At 77.4% G+C, this 13,468-nt stretch carries 13 protein-coding genes; 9 read left to right on the top strand and 4 right to left on the bottom strand.

Features of this window, described 5'->3' with window-relative positions; genetic code table 11:
* Positions 1-20: 20 nt before the first annotated feature.
* Complete coding sequence (locus PGB27_RS04600) at positions 21-611, bottom strand: putative glycolipid-binding domain-containing protein (protein ID WP_274199173.1); 591 nt, start codon at positions 609-611, stop codon at positions 21-23.
* Positions 612-725: 114 nt separating this feature from the next.
* On the opposite strand from PGB27_RS04600, the gene PGB27_RS04595 reads away from it, so the two are divergent.
* The 5 genes from PGB27_RS04595 (at position 726) to PGB27_RS04575 (ending at position 6,635) form a co-directional block, all read left to right on the top strand.
* Positions 726-2,324: a glycerophosphoryl diester phosphodiesterase membrane domain-containing protein gene (locus PGB27_RS04595; RefSeq protein ID WP_274199172.1), complete on the top strand. Its 1,599-nt coding sequence runs from the start codon at positions 726-728 to the stop codon at positions 2,322-2,324.
* Complete coding sequence (locus tag PGB27_RS04590; RefSeq protein ID WP_274199171.1) at positions 2,324-2,983, top strand: DUF4129 domain-containing protein; 660 nt, start codon at positions 2,324-2,326, stop codon at positions 2,981-2,983. The genes PGB27_RS04595 and PGB27_RS04590 overlap by 1 nt, the downstream gene beginning before the upstream one ends.
* Positions 2,980-4,251, top strand: coding sequence for a DUF4350 domain-containing protein (locus tag PGB27_RS04585; RefSeq protein ID WP_274199170.1), 1,272 nt, complete (start codon positions 2,980-2,982; stop codon positions 4,249-4,251). The genes PGB27_RS04590 and PGB27_RS04585 overlap by 4 nt, the downstream gene beginning before the upstream one ends.
* Positions 4,252-4,328: 77 nt before the next feature.
* A complete protein-coding gene (locus PGB27_RS04580; RefSeq protein ID WP_274199605.1) occupies positions 4,329-5,318 on the top strand; it encodes an AAA family ATPase in 990 nt (329 codons plus the stop codon).
* A 15-nt stretch (positions 5,319-5,333) separates the two neighbouring features.
* On the top strand, positions 5,334-6,635 hold the full coding sequence (locus PGB27_RS04575; protein ID WP_274199169.1) for a DUF58 domain-containing protein: 1,302 nt from the start codon (positions 5,334-5,336) through the stop codon (positions 6,633-6,635).
* On the opposite strand, the gene PGB27_RS04570 is transcribed toward PGB27_RS04575, so the two are convergent.
* From PGB27_RS04570 to PGB27_RS04560, 3 genes are read right to left on the bottom strand one after another with little or no spacing between them, the layout of a single operon-like run.
* A complete protein-coding gene (locus tag PGB27_RS04570) occupies positions 6,632-7,060 on the bottom strand; it encodes a VOC family protein (protein WP_274199168.1) in 429 nt (142 codons plus the stop codon). The genes PGB27_RS04575 and PGB27_RS04570 overlap by 4 nt on opposite strands.
* Complete coding sequence (locus PGB27_RS04565; RefSeq protein WP_274199167.1) at positions 7,057-7,611, bottom strand: helix-turn-helix transcriptional regulator; 555 nt, start codon at positions 7,609-7,611, stop codon at positions 7,057-7,059. The genes PGB27_RS04570 and PGB27_RS04565 overlap by 4 nt, the downstream gene beginning before the upstream one ends.
* A 5-nt stretch (positions 7,612-7,616) precedes the next feature.
* Entirely contained in the window at positions 7,617-8,624 is a 1,008-nt protein-coding gene (locus PGB27_RS04560) for a stage II sporulation protein M (protein WP_274199166.1), read from the bottom strand.
* 49 nt (positions 8,625-8,673) lie between these two features.
* Here PGB27_RS04560 and PGB27_RS04555 point away from each other — a divergent pair, with 49 nt between their 5' ends.
* The 4 genes from PGB27_RS04555 to PGB27_RS04540 all read left to right on the top strand — a co-directional run bounded on the left by PGB27_RS04555 (position 8,674) and on the right by PGB27_RS04540 (position 13,465).
* Positions 8,674-9,600, top strand: a complete 927-nt coding sequence (locus tag PGB27_RS04555; protein WP_274199165.1) for an RDD family protein — start codon at positions 8,674-8,676, stop codon at positions 9,598-9,600.
* 175 nt (positions 9,601-9,775) lie between these two features.
* On the top strand, positions 9,776-10,282 hold the full coding sequence (locus PGB27_RS04550; RefSeq protein WP_274199164.1) for a hypothetical protein: 507 nt from the start codon (positions 9,776-9,778) through the stop codon (positions 10,280-10,282).
* Positions 10,279-12,174, top strand: coding sequence for a cytochrome c oxidase assembly protein (locus PGB27_RS04545; RefSeq protein WP_274199163.1), 1,896 nt, complete (start codon positions 10,279-10,281; stop codon positions 12,172-12,174). Before PGB27_RS04550 ends, PGB27_RS04545 begins: the two co-directional genes overlap by 4 nt.
* A 64-nt stretch (positions 12,175-12,238) precedes the next feature.
* Entirely contained in the window at positions 12,239-13,465 is a 1,227-nt protein-coding gene (locus PGB27_RS04540; RefSeq protein WP_274199162.1) for an MFS transporter, read from the top strand.
* The last annotated feature ends 3 nt before the right edge of the window (positions 13,466-13,468 follow it).

Raw genomic sequence — 13,468 nt, 5'->3', positions numbered from 1 at the left:
ACAGACCCCGTCGAGGGTACCTAGGCGACGCGCGTGAACAGGCCCTGGTAGGCGACGACGAGGCCCGCCGCGTCGACGGTGATGCCGTACTCGCCGTAGGTCGGGTCGGCGTAGGTGTACGTCGCGAGACCGCGGGCGTCGTCGGGGCCGCGGCGGTAGACCTGGCGCACGCGGTGGACCGCCAGCGACGGCACGTCGAGCCACGCGACGTCGATGGCCGCCTCGCCGCCCACGGGCAGGCCCAGGCGGCGCACGGGCAGGGCGTTGGTCAGCGGGGAGGCCGAGACGTCGACGTCGGTGCAGCCACGCAGCTCGGGCCAGGGGCGGCCGTCGAGGGTCCACTCGCCGAGCTGGTCGACCGAGAGCGTGACGCGCTCGAGCCCGTCGTCGGCGAGCACCTCGACGAAGACGGTGCGGGTCAGCCAGGCGCGGTCGGCCACCACGGAGAAGCGCAGCGACCAGGGCCCGGCGTCGTCGCGCATCACCGCGGAGCCGTCGAGGAGGTGCGCACCGTCGGGGTGCTCGGCGTCGGGCGTGAAGTCGGAGACGGCGCCGTGGGCCAGGCCGTCGGCGACGTCGAGGCGTCGCCACAGTGCGGAGTGCAGGGCCACCGGTGGATCGTGGCAGACACGGTGCGCACGATTGACGCGTGCCGGACGCAGGCGCGTGGCACGATCGCGACTTCATCGGTCCGGCGCGGGGAGTCACCGGCGCGAGGAGGGAGCGTGCCCGAGGTGAGTGGTCCGTCGTCCGGCTCGTCGTCGGGATCGCCCGGCGAGGACGAGCCCCGGGAGGCGCGCGGCGACGAGCGCACGCCTCCGGAAGGCACGCCCGGCCCGTCGTCGGTCCCGGCCTGGGACCCGAGCGGCGGCGACGCCGGCTCGTCCGGTGCCGCGCCGACCGAGGTGCACCGGCCGGGGGAGGGGCAGGGCTTCGCGCCGCCGGACGCCGGGAGCGGGAGCGGGAGCGGGAGCCAGGGTCAGGCCGCGGACCAGGGCAGCGACGCGGGGTCGAGCTTCGCCCGGCCCGAGGCGAGCCAGCCGACCTGGGGCGGGGCCGGGCAGGGTCAGGCGGGCTACGGGCAGCCGGACTACGGCCAGCAGCCCGGGTACGGGCAGCAGCCGGGGTACGGGCAGCAGCCGGGGTACGGCCAGCCCGGCTTCGGGCAGGCCGGGCCCGCGGGCTACGGGCAACAGGGCTACGGCCAGCCGGGATACGGCCAGCCGGGGTACGGCCAGCCCGGGTACGGGCCGCCGGGCCAGCCGGGCTCGCCCGGCTACGGCCAGCAGGGGTACGGCCAGCAGGGGTACGGGCAGCAGGGGTACGGCCAGCCCGGGTACGGGCCGCCGGGTCAGCAGGGCTACGGCCAGCCCGGCTTCGGCGGCGTGCCGCCGCGGGCGCCCAAGCCCGGGATCGTGCCGCTGCGGCCGCTGGGCGTCGGCGAGATCCTCGACGGTGCGCTGGGCTACATCCGCGCGCACCCCAAGATCGTGCTCGGGACGTCCGCGCTGGTGGCGGTGGTCAGCGGGCTCGCCCAGCTGATCGTCACGCTGGTCGCACCGGCGCCGACGCCGCCGCTGGGCGGATCGCCTGACCTCTCCCGCCTCACGGAGCAGGTCGCGGGCTCGGGGGCCTCGTCGCTGATCACCGCCGTGATCACGTTGATCGCGACGGCAGTGCTCACCGGCATCGTCATGGTCGTCATCAGCCGGGCGGTGCTCGGGGCACCGGTGGACGCCGGCGAGACCTGGCGGGCCGCCCGGACGCGCATCTGGGGGCTCATCGGCGTCGCGCTGCTGATCGGGCTGATCCTCTTCGGTGTGGTGCTCGTCGGGGTCGTCCCCGGGCTGCTCCTGCTGCTCGTCGACCCGGTCGTCGGCGGCATCGTCGTCGGCATCGGCGTGATCGCCGCCGTCGTCGTCGCCATCTGGCTGGCCGTCATGCTCTCCCTGGCCACCCCCGCCTACGTGCTCGAGGGCATCGGGGTCACCGAGGCGCTGCGCCGCTCGTGGTTCCTCGTCAAGGGACGCTTCTGGCCGGTGCTGGGCATCCAGCTGCTCGGCGCGATCATCGCGTTCGTCGTCTCGGCGATCATCGCGGTGCCGTTCGGCATCATCGGCGGCATCGCGGCGTTCGGCGGTGGCGCCGGCGGGGGCGCGACGCCGCTGCCGCTGCTGCTGCTCACCGCGCTCGGCGGGATCATCGCGAGCACGCTGACCACGCCCTTCCAGTCCGGGGTCACCGGCCTCCTCTACGTCGACCAGCGCATGCGCCGCGAGGGCTTCGACATCGAGCTGCAGCGGGCCGCGGCCGGCGGACGCTGATGGACCCGGTGGGGCCCGTCCCGCCCGGCGCGCCGGGCCCGGGCGCGGTCCCGATCGACATCGGCGCCGACCCCGCCCGCGAGCTGGCCCGCGAGGAGCTGGCCTGGCGGGCGTACCAGGAGGCCGCCCCGGACCCGGTCACGGCCGCGCTGCAGTGGCTCGCCCGGCGCCTCGACGAGCTGCTGCGCGCGGCGTCCGCCGTCTCGCCGGGTGGTGGGTGGGGGCTGCTGGTGCTCGTGGTGGTGCTGGTGGTCGTGGTGGTGCTGGTCCGGCGCCGGTTCGGTCGGGTGGCGCGCGCGGCGGCCGCACCCGGTGCGGTGCTCGGCGACACCGAGCGCACCGCCGCCGAGCACCGCCGCCTCGCCGACCGCCACGCCGCCGCCGGCGCCTACGACGACGCGGTGCGCGAGCGGATGCGGGCGATCGTGCGCGCGCTCGAGGAGCGCACGATCCTCGAGCCCCGCCAGGGGCGCACGGCCGGCGACGCCGCGCGGGAGGGCGGGCGGGTGCTGCCCACCGCGGCCGGCGAGCTGCGAGAGGCCGCGCGCCGGTTCGACGAGACCGTCTACGGCGGTCGCCCGGCCGACGCCGACACCGACGCCCGCCTGCGCGCGGTCGACGCCGCCGTCGCCGCCACCCGCGCGGTGGAGCCCGCGTGACCGCCGGAGCGCCCGGCCCGACGAGCACCCCGGTGACCGAATCGCCGCCCGGCGCGGTGATCAACGGAGACTTCCGACGCGTAGAAGCAGCGAACAGGCCGTTCGCTGCCAACAGGGGCGGGATCCGCCGCTGGCGCGGGCCGGTGCTGGTGGTGGCCGCGGTGCTGCTCGGCGCGCTGGTCATCGCCCTGCTCGGCGCCGCGCCCCGCACGGGCGGGCTGGACCCGGAGGCCGCGTCGCCCGAGGGCTCGATGGCCCTGGCCCGCCTGCTCGAGGGGCAGGGGGTGCGCGTCGAGCCCGTCGCCGACCTCGACGCCGCCACCGCCGCGCGCGGCCGCACGGTGTTCGTGACCTTCCCGGAGCGGATGAGCACCCGCCAGCGCGAGACCCTCGCGGCGGCGGGCGCGGACCTCGTCCTCGTCCGCCCCGACGAGCGCTCCCTCGCCGCTCTGGCCCCGGCCGTGCGCACCGAGCTGCTCGCGCTCCCCGAACCCACCGACCCCGCCTGCGGGCTGCCCGCGGCCGTCCGCGCCGGCCCGGTCGACCTCGTCGGCGCCGCCTACGCCACCGACGACCCGGCCGCCCAGCGCTGCTACCCCGTGGAGGAGCCGGTCGGCGCGAGCTCCCTGGTGGCGGTCCGCGACCGCGGGCGCACCGTCACCGTCGTCGGCGACGCCGCCCCGTTCACCAACGATGTCCTCGACGAGCAGGGCAACGCCGCGCTCGCCCTCAACCTCCTCGGCGCACACCCCGACCTGCTCTGGTACCTCCCGGTCCCGCCGCCGGCCGAGCCCGGCCAGGAGCGGAGCACCACCGAGCTCCTACCGAGCGGCTGGGTCTGGGGTCCGGTGCAGCTGCTCGTGGCGGGGCTCGCCGTGGCGCTGTGGCGGGGGCGGCGGCTCGGTCCGGTCGTCACCGAGGACCTCCCGGTCGTCGTGCCCGCCGGGGAGACCGTGCGGGGCCGGGCGCGCCTCTACCGGCGCGCCGGGGCCCGCGACCGCGCGGCGGCGGCCCTGCGCGGCGACGCCGTGCGCGACCTCGCGGCGCGGCTCGGGGTCCCGCGCGGCGCGGGGACGCGGGCGGTGGTCGACGCCGTCGCCGCGCGGACGGGCCGGCCGGTGGGGGAGGTCGGGGCGGTCCTCGACGGCCCGGTGCCCGCCGACGACCCCGCGCTCGTCACCCTCGCCGGAGACCTCGACGCGCTGCGCCGGGGCGTGCGGGACGCGACCGGACCAGCACCGCGCGACGGACGGGATCCGGCGCCGTGATCGGATGGCGCACGGCGGGGACCGCGGGGTTCCCGGGGAGGGAGGGCCGCGTGACGGGCACGGGCGACACGACGGCCGTGAGCACGGGGGGCGAGCGGACCGACCGGACCGTCACCGGTGACGAGGCCCGCGAGGCCCTGCTGGCCCTGCGGCGCGAGGTGGCGAAGGCCGTCGTCGGGCACGACGCCGCGGTGACCGGCCTGGTCATCGCCCTGCTGAGCCGGCGCCACGTGCTGCTCGAGGGCGTCCCGGGCGTCGCGAAGACCCTGCTCGTGCGGTCGGTCGCCGCCGCGCTCGCGCTCGAGGACCGGCGCGTCCAGTTCACCCCCGACCTCATGCCCGGCGACGTCACCGGCTCGCTGGTCTACGACGCCCGCAGCGCCGAGTTCTCGTTCCGGCCCGGCCCGGTGTTCACGAACCTCCTGCTCGCCGACGAGATCAACCGCACCCCGCCGAAGACGCAGGCGTCGCTGCTGGAGGCGATGGAGGAGTTCCAGGTCTCGGTGGACGGGGTGCCGCGCCCGCTGCCCGACCCGTTCGTCGTGGCCGCGACGCAGAACCCCGTCGAGTACGAGGGCACCTACCCGCTGCCCGAGGCCCAGCTCGACCGGTTCCTGCTCAAGCTCGTGCTGCCGCTGCCCGCGCGTGACGACGAGATCCGGATGCTGGGCCGGCACGCCGAGGGCTTCGACCCGCGCGACCTCGCCGCCGCCGGGGTGCGACCCGTGGCCGGGCCGGAGCACCTGCGCGCCGGGCGGGCCGCCGTGTCCCGGGTGACGGCGCGGCCCGAGGTGCTCGCCTACGTCGTCGACCTGTGCCGGGCGACGCGCTCCTCGCCGTCGCTGCGGCTCGGCGTCTCGCCCCGCGGTGCGACGGCGCTGCTGCTCGCGGCGCGCTGCTGGGCGTGGCTGTCGGGGCGCGAGTACGTGACCCCGGACGACGTGCAGGCCCTCGCCCCGCCCGTCCTGCGCCACCGCGTGGCCGTCCGCGCCGAGGCCGAGCTCGAGGGCGTGACCGCCGACGGGGTCGTGACCGGGGTGCTCGGCGCCGTGCCGGTACCGCGCTAGACGAGGCTCGACGAGATGGCCGTCACCGGGCGCCTGGCGCTGCTCGTCGCGCTGGGTGCGCTGGTCGTGGGCCTGCTCTGGCCCTCGGGCACCGGGGTGCTCGTGGTCTCCGGGGTGCTGGCGCTCGCCGCGCTCGTCGACGCGCTCGTCGCGGTGCCGGTCCGGAGCCTGCGGCTGGAGCGCGAGCGCGAGGGGATCGCGACCGTGCGCCTCGGGACGTCGCTGGACGTCGCGCTGCGCGTCGCGAACCCGGGCCGGCGGCGGGCGGTGCTGGTGCTGCGCGACGCGTGGGAACCCTCGGCGGGCGCGGTGCCGTCGCGCCACCGGCTGATCGTGCCGCCGGGGGAGCGGCGCCGGGTGGTGACGACGCTGACCCCGACGCGGCGGGGCGACCGGGACGCCGTGCGGGTCACCGTCCGCTCCATCGGCCCGCTCGGGCTCGCCGCCCGCCAGGGGCGCCGCGACGTCCCGGCGCGCGTGCGGGTGCTGCCGGCGTTCGGGTCGCGGCGCCACCTCCCGTCGCGGCTCGCCCGGCTGCGCGAGCTCGACGGCCGGCGGGCGGTGCAGATCCGCGGGCAGGGCACCGAGTTCGACTCGCTGCGCGAATACGTCGCCGGCGACGACGTGCGCTCGATCGACTGGCGGGCGTCGGCGCGGTCGAGCGAGCTGGTCGTGCGCACCTGGCGTCCCGAGCGCGACCGGCACGTCCTCGTCGTCATCGACACCGGCCGCAGCGCCGCGGGCCGGGTCGGCGACGCACCCCGGCTCGACGCGGCGCTCGACACCGCGCTGCTGCTCGCCGCCCTCGCGTCCCGGGGCGGCGACCGCGTCGACCTGCTCGCCCTCGACCGCGAGGTGCGGGCCTCGGTGCTCGGGGCGACGGCGGGCGACCTGCTCCCCGCGCTGGTCACGGCCATGGCGCCGCTGGAGCCCCGCCTCGTCGAGACCGACATGCGCCTGCTGGCGTCCGCGGCGCTGGCGCGGGCGGGGCGGCGCAGCCTCGTCGTGCTCGTCACCGGGCTGGACGAGGCGGCGGTCAGCGAGGGCCTCGACCCCGTCCTCGGACCCCTGCTGCGCCGGCACACGCTGCTGCTCGCCGCCGTCGCCGACCCCGAGCTCGCGACCATGGCCGCGGGCCGCGGCGACGCCGAGGCCGTCTACACCGCCGCCGCGGCCGGCGCCGCCCGCGACGCGCGCCGTCGCACCGCCGAGCGGCTGGCCCGCCGCGGTGTCGAGATCGTCGACGCGGCTCCCGACGACCTGCCCCCGGCCGTCGCCGACCGCTACCTGGCGCTCAAGGCCGCGGGCCGGCTCTAGCCGAAGTCGGCGGGGGAGAACGCGCGCGGCTCGACCAGCACCAGCCAGTTCCCGGAGTTGTCGCGCATGACCGCCTCGATGCCGTAGGGACGCTCGGCGGGCTCCTGGGTGAACTCGACGCCGAGCTTCGTCAGGCGCTCGTACTCCGCGCGGCAGTCGTCGGTGGTGAGCCCGAACCCGCCCATGGACCCGCTCGCGAGCGCGCGGCGGACGGCGCCCGCCATCTCCTCGTCCAGCGGCGGGCCGGGGACCATCAACGTCACCTCGAGCTCGGGCTGCTCCGGGTGCTTGACCGTCACCCAGCGGAAGCCCTCGCCCATGCTGACGTCGGTGCCCTCCACGAACCCCATCACGTCGCAGTAGAACTTCTTGGCCTCGTCCTGGTCGGTGACGTACAGCGTGAACAGCGAGATGTTGGTGATCATGCGGAGGATTCTCCTCGCGCAGGCTCAGCCGTCGGCTTCTCCGAAGTTGCTCGGTCGGGATCGATGGACCGGCTCCGCTCCGCTGCGCGGTCGGGATCGATGGACCGGCTCCGCTCCGCTGCGCGGTCGGGATCGATGGACCGGCTCCGCTCCGCTGCGCGGTCGGAGAGCCCGTGCATCAACACGAAGCAGCCCGGGATGCGCGGCGGTCCGGTGGCGGCCCAGCGTGCCTGGTACTCCGACGGGCTGCAGCCGACGAGCCGGCGGAACCGCGTCGAGAACGACCCGAGCGCCGAGTACCCGACGAGCCAGCACACCTCGGTGACGGTGAGGTTCGTGGCGCGCAGCAGGTCCTGGGCGCGCTCGACGCGGCGCTCGGTGAGGTAGGCGTGCGGGGTGCGGCCGTAGGTGCGGGCGAAGCAGCGCAGGAAGTGGTACTTCGACAGCCCCGCGGTCGTGGCGAGCGCGTCGAGGTCGAGCGGCTCGGCGTAGTACCGGTCGATGCGGTCGCGGGCGCGGCGCAGGCCGACGAGCAGGTCCTCGGGGACCACCGTCGTCACCCCGCCGCCGGCAGGGCAGCCCCGCGACGGTCGGCGGCGAGGTCGGCGAGCGCCGGGGCGGTCGCGCCGTGGCGGCGCACCAGCGTGACGCCCCAGAGCACGTACGCGACGAACCCGAGCTCGGCGACCACACCGATCCCGATCCGCGCCGCGGTCGGCAGCCCCGACGGCGTCACGAACGCCTCGATCACGCCGGAGATCAGCAGCAGCACCCCGACGCCGAGCGCCACCCCGACGGTCGTGCGGCCCTGGCGCGCGAGCGACTCCGACCGGCTCAGCGGGCCGGGGTCGATCCACGACCACCCCAGCCGCAGCCCCGCCCCGGCCGCCACGAACACCGCGGTGAGCTCGAGCAGGCCGTGCGGGGTGATCAGGCCGAAGAACAGGTCCGCGCGCCCGTTCGCGGCGAGGATGCCGCCGGAGATCCCGATGTTGACGACGTTCTGCAGCAGCACCCAGAGCACCGGCAGGACCAGCACCCCCGAGACGAGGCAGACCGCGGCGAGCCAGGCGTTGTTCGTCCACACCCGGGCCGCGAACGACGACGCCGGGTTCGAGCTGTAGTACGCGGCGAAGTCCTGTTCCACCAGCTGCCGGGTCTCCGCCGGGGGCAGCAGCGCCGCCTGCACGTCGGGGGAGCGCGCGACCCACACCCCGACCGCGACCATGACGACCGAGCACACCGTCAGCGTCGTCAGCCACCACCGCCACGACGCGGCGAGCGCGACGGCGAAGCCGACGCCGGCGAAGCGGGTGAGGTCGCGCCACGACGCCGACGTCGACCCGGTGATCGCCGTCCGGGCGCGTGCGACCAGCGTCGAGAGCCGCGCGACCAGGGCGGGATCCGGCGAGGTGGACCGCACGACCGACAGGTGGGTGGCCGTCCGCTCGTACAGCGCGACGACCTCGTCGACCTCGTCGCCGGTCCACCGACGCCGGTCGAGCAGGTCCGCCAGGCGGTCCCACTCGGGCCGGTGCGCGGCCACGTACGCGTCGACGTCCACGATCGCCGATCCTCCCACCGAACCGCGCGCCCGCTGGCACGATGGCGCCGTGGACCGGGTGGTGATCGGCGAGGCCGTCGAGCTGGACGTCCGCACCGCCCGCCTGCCCAGCCGTGCGCTGGGCCTCGCGCTCGACGTGGTCATCATGGCCGCGCTGCTCGTGACGGTGCTGCTGACGATGTCGCTCGCCGGGGCCGAGGTCGACGAGGCGCTCGGCGCGGCGGTCAGCATCGTGATCACGGTCGGGGTGTTCGTCGGCTACCCGCTGCTGTGGGAGACGCTGACGCGCGGCCGCTCGCCCGGGAAGTACGCGATGGGGCTGCGGGTGGTGCGCACCGACGGCGGGCCGATCGTCTTCCGCCACGCCCTGGCCCGCGCGCTGGCCGGCTTCATCGTCGACTTCGGCCTGCTGTCGCTGTTCACGGGGCTGATCGGCGTCGTGGTGTCGGCGAGCTCGGCCCGCGGTCAACGGGTCGGCGACCTGCTGGCCGGCACCCTCGTCGTCCGCGAGCGCCTGCCCCGGTCCGGCCTCGACAGCCTCCCGCCGGCCGACCCGCGCCTCGCCGCCTGGGCGCAGCAGTGCGAGCTCGCGAAGCTCCCCGACGACCTCGCGCTCGCCGCTCGCCAGTTCCTCGTCCGTGCCGGCCAGCTCGCCGGTCCGCGCCGCGCCGAGCTCGGGGGACGGCTGGCCGCCGACGTCGCCGCCCGCGTCGCCCCGCCCCCGCCGCCCGGGGTCCCGCCGGAGGCCTACCTCCTCGCCGTGCTGGGGGAGCGCCGCCGGCGGGAGTCGGCGCGGCTCGGCGGATCCGCGTGGGGTGCGGGGGCGACGCCGGCGTCACCGTTCGGCCCTCCTGCGGGCGGGCCCGGTGCGGACGGCCGGCCCGGTGCGGACGGCCGGCCCGCTGGTCCGGCGGACACCCCGCCCCGCGGCGCCGACCCCGCGCCGACATCGGGCGGGTTCGCCCCGCCGAGCTGAGCCGGACGACGCGTCGAGGAACGAAGGCATCGCCTCGAGGGGAGCACCCCTTCCCGCCCGCCGTCGGGCGCCGGGTCGTCCACCGGGAACGCATCGGCAACCGAAGCATCGCGAGGACGTGACCCGGCCCGACCCCGGAGCACGGCCCGGGACCGCGGCTTGTCACGATCGGGCCGTGCCCTCCGACCCCGTGCCGACCCCGGCCTCGACCCCCGCGCCGACCCCCGCGCCGACCCCCGCGCCGACCTCGGTGCCGAGCCCGACGCACCCGGCGGACAGCCCGCGGGACCCGGGCACCGACGGGCACCGGCGGCCCGGGATCGCCGTCGCCGCGCTGGTCCTCGGCGTGATGGCGCTGGTCAGCGCGTGGACCGGCTGGGGCGGGCTCGCGCTGGGCCTGCTCGCGGTGGTGGTCGCGCTCGCCGCCCTGGCCCGCCTGCGCGGACGTCCCGGCCGGCGCGGGCCGGTGGTCGGCCTCGCGCTGGGGGCCGTCGCCGTGGCGATCGCCGTCGCGGTGGAGTGGAGCACGCTGGCCGGGGCGGTCACGTACCTGGAGACCGGCGGGGTCCGCACCCTCGACGAGTGCATGCGCCAGGCGCAGAACGAGAAGGAACAGCACGTCTGCAAGTCGCAGCACCTCGACGAGTACCGCGCCCGCTACCCGGACCGGCTCGACCCGTGACTCGCCGCGCGATCGTGGCGGGCACGGCCGCGCTCGGCCTGCTCGCGGCGGCCGTGGCGGTCGTCGTCCGCGGGCCGGTCGGCTACCCGGAGCTGGGTCTGCCGGATCCCGGTGTGGTGACGCGGGTGCTCGTGCCGCTGCTGCGGACGGTCGTCGACCTCGCGGCGGCGGGGACGATCGGCGGGCTGCTCGTCGCGCTGGTGGTCGCCACGCCCGCGGCGGGCACCGGCGCGTTCGGCGACACCGGCCGGCGGGCCCTCGGCGTCGCCCGCTGGACCGCCTGGACCGGCGCGGGCGCCGCGGCGCTGTCGGTGCCCGCGACGCTGGCCGACTCGACGGGCGGGCGGCTCCCCTCGGGCCCGGACCTCGTCACCGTCATGCTCGCGCGCGGCGAGCCGGTGAGCTGGCTCCTCGCCGCCGTGCTGGGCGTGGTGACGGCGGTCGCGGCGGGGGAGGTCCGGCGTTGGAGCGGCGGCGCGGGCGTGCTCGCGGTGGCCGTGGCGGCGCTGCTCGTCCCGGTGGCCACGGGGCACGCGGCGGACGGCGTCGGCCACGACCTCGCCCTGCCGGCGACGGCCGCGCACGTGGTCGCCGCCGCGGTCTGGACCGGCACGCTCGGGGTGCTCGCGCTCGTCGGCGGCGACGCCCGGGCCCGCTGGCGGGCCGCGCGGATCGGCACCGCGGCCGGGGTGGTCACGATCGCGTCGGGAACGCTCGCCGCCGTCGTCGCCGTCACCGGCCCCGGCGGACCGGCCGCGGGCCTCGACTGGACCGTCCTCGTCCTGCTCACGGCCGCACTCGGCGTGGTCGCGGGCGGGGCGCTGTGGCGCCGGCGCACCGGGCGGGCGGCGTGGCCGGTCGAGCTCGCGGTGCTCGCCGTCGTCACGGGCCTGTCGGCGGTCGCGACGCGGGCGGTGCCGCCGGTCCAGGCGCCCGGCGCCGCGACCACGCCGACGGCGGTCCTCGGCTACGGGCTGGCCGCGGCGCCGACCCCGGAGGTCCTCGCCACGTCCTGGCGGCCCGAGCTCGCGGCGCTCACGCCGGCGGTCCTCCTCGCCGCGCTCTACGCCGGGGGCCTGCGGCGACTCGCCCGCGAGGGTGCGCGCTGGCCGCTCGGGCGCAGCGCCGCGTGGTTCGCGGGGTGCGCGCTGCTCGTCGTCGCCACCTCGTCGGGGCTCGGGCGTTACGGGCCGGCGGTGCTCAGCGTCCACATCGCGGGCCACATGCTCGTCGCCACGGCCGTGCCGCTGCTCTGGGTGCTCGGCGCGCCCGTCGTGCTCGCGCGCCGGACGCTGCCCGAGGCGCCGCCCGGCGGACCGGAGGGTCCCGCGGAGTGGCTGGAGCACCTGCTCGCCGCGCCGACCCTGCGGTGGGCGAGCCACCCCGTCGTGGCCCTCGCCCTCGTCGTCGGCTCGCCGGCGCTGCTCTACCTCACCCCGGTGTTCGCGCTGACGCAGCCGCTGGGCTGGCTCCAGCCGCTCATGACCCTGTGGTTGCTGCTGGTCGGGGTGCTCTTCCTCGGCCCGCTGGTCGCCGGGCCACCCGACGGGCCGGGTCTGCCGCACCTCGCGCGGCTGACCTTCCTGCTGGCGTCGATGCCGGTGCACGCGCTGGTCGGGCTGGCGCTGCTGGCCGCGGACCACCCGGTGTCGCGGACGCCGGTGCTGCCCGCCGACGGGGGGAGCGGGCAGATCTTCGTCGACGACTTCTTCGTGCGCCTGCGCCTGCCGTGGGCACCGGACCTGCTCGCCGACCAGCACCTCGCCGGCGTCCTGACCTGGCTGCTCGGCGACCTCCCGCTGCTCGCCGCGGTGCTCGCCGTGCTCGTCGCGTGGTCGCGGCGCACCCGGACCGAGCACGCCGACGTCCTCCTGGGGCTCGGATCACGCTGAACCGTCTCGCCATGTGGGAGGACTTTCCTGCGGAGTGGGCCTCGCTCGCGTAGAACAAGTACCCGTGCGATCCCGTCGACGCTGGGCCGTCCTCGCCGCGGGGGTGGCGGCGCAGACCGCCGCGTCCGCCGTGGTCTACGGCGTGCCCTTCCTCGTGCCGAGCCTGCGCGACGAGCGCGGGCTCTCCCTCGCCGCGGTCGGCGTGGTCGTCGCGGCCCCGACGCTCGGGCTCCTCGTCGCGCTGATCGCCTGGGGCGCCGTGGTCGACCGGGTCGGCGAGCGCCTGCCGATGGCGCTCGGTCTCGGCGCCTGCGGCCTCCTCACCGGCGGGCTCGCGCTCCTCGCCCCGTCGTCGCTGACGGTCGCGGTCGTGCTGCTGGTGCTCGCGGGCATCGGGGCGGCGTCGGTCAACGCCGCGAGCGGACGTCTCATCATGGGCTGGTTCGACGTCGAGGAGCGCGGCCTCGCGATGGGCATCCGGCAGACCGCGCAGCCCCTCGGGGTCGCCGCGGCCGGGCTCGTGCTGCCGACCCTCGCCGCGCGCGAGGGCTCGCTGCCCGCCCTGGGCTGGCCCGCGATCGCCTGCGTGGTGTGCGCGGTCGTCGTCGTGATCGTCGCCGTCGACCCGCCGCGCACCCCCCGCGCCGCCGGCGAGGCCCCGCCCGCCTCGCCGTACCGCAGCGCGGTCCTGCCCCGGGTGCACGCGGCGAGCGCGCTGCTCGTGCTGCCGCAGTTCGCGGTGTCGGCGTTCTCGCTGGAGTACCTGGTCCGCGAACAGGGCTGGTCGCCGGGCGCCGCAGGCGTGTTCGTGGCCGTCGCGCAGCTCGCGGGCGCGGGCGGGCGGATCGCGAGCGGATGGTGGTCCGACCGCGTGGGCTCCCGGCTGCGCCCGATGCGCCTGCTCGCGATCGCGAGCGCCGGGGTGCTGCTCGTGTTCGCCCTCGGCGACCTCACCCTCGGGCTCGTCGCGGTCGCCGCGATCGCCGCCGGGTCCGTCATCACCGTCGCCGACAACGGCCTCGCGTTCACGGCCACCGCCGAGATCGCCGGCACCGCCTGGTCCGGGCGTGCGCTGGGCGTGCAGAACACCACCCAGAACATCGTGGCCACCGCCGCGCCGCCGGTGCTCGGCGTGATCATCGGCGTCTCGAGCTACGCTGCCGGGTTCGCCCTCGCCGCCCTGGCGCCGCTCGCGGCCATCATCGTCACCCCGGTCGCGTCGGAGCCCGTCCCGGAGCGGGTCGCGGCCCGCGCGGCGGCGGGTCCCGCGGGGCCGGACGGCGGAGACTGATCG

The organism is Actinomycetospora lemnae, assembly GCF_028737315.1.
Taxonomy (GTDB): Bacteria; Actinomycetota; Actinomycetes; order Mycobacteriales; family Pseudonocardiaceae; genus Actinomycetospora; species Actinomycetospora lemnae.
This window is presented reverse-complemented; position numbering and strand designations above follow the sequence as displayed.

Coding starts and splice junctions, on each gene's coding strand:
- PGB27_RS04590 (WP_274199171.1), top strand. CDS start 2,324: ATGGACCCGGTGGGGCCCGTCCCGCCCGGCGCGCCGGGCCCGGGCGCG.
- PGB27_RS04575 (WP_274199169.1), top strand. CDS start 5,334: ATGGCCGTCACCGGGCGCCTGGCGCTGCTCGTCGCGCTGGGTGCGCTG.
- PGB27_RS04570 (WP_274199168.1), bottom strand. CDS start 7,060: ATGATCACCAACATCTCGCTGTTCACGCTGTACGTCACCGACCAGGAC.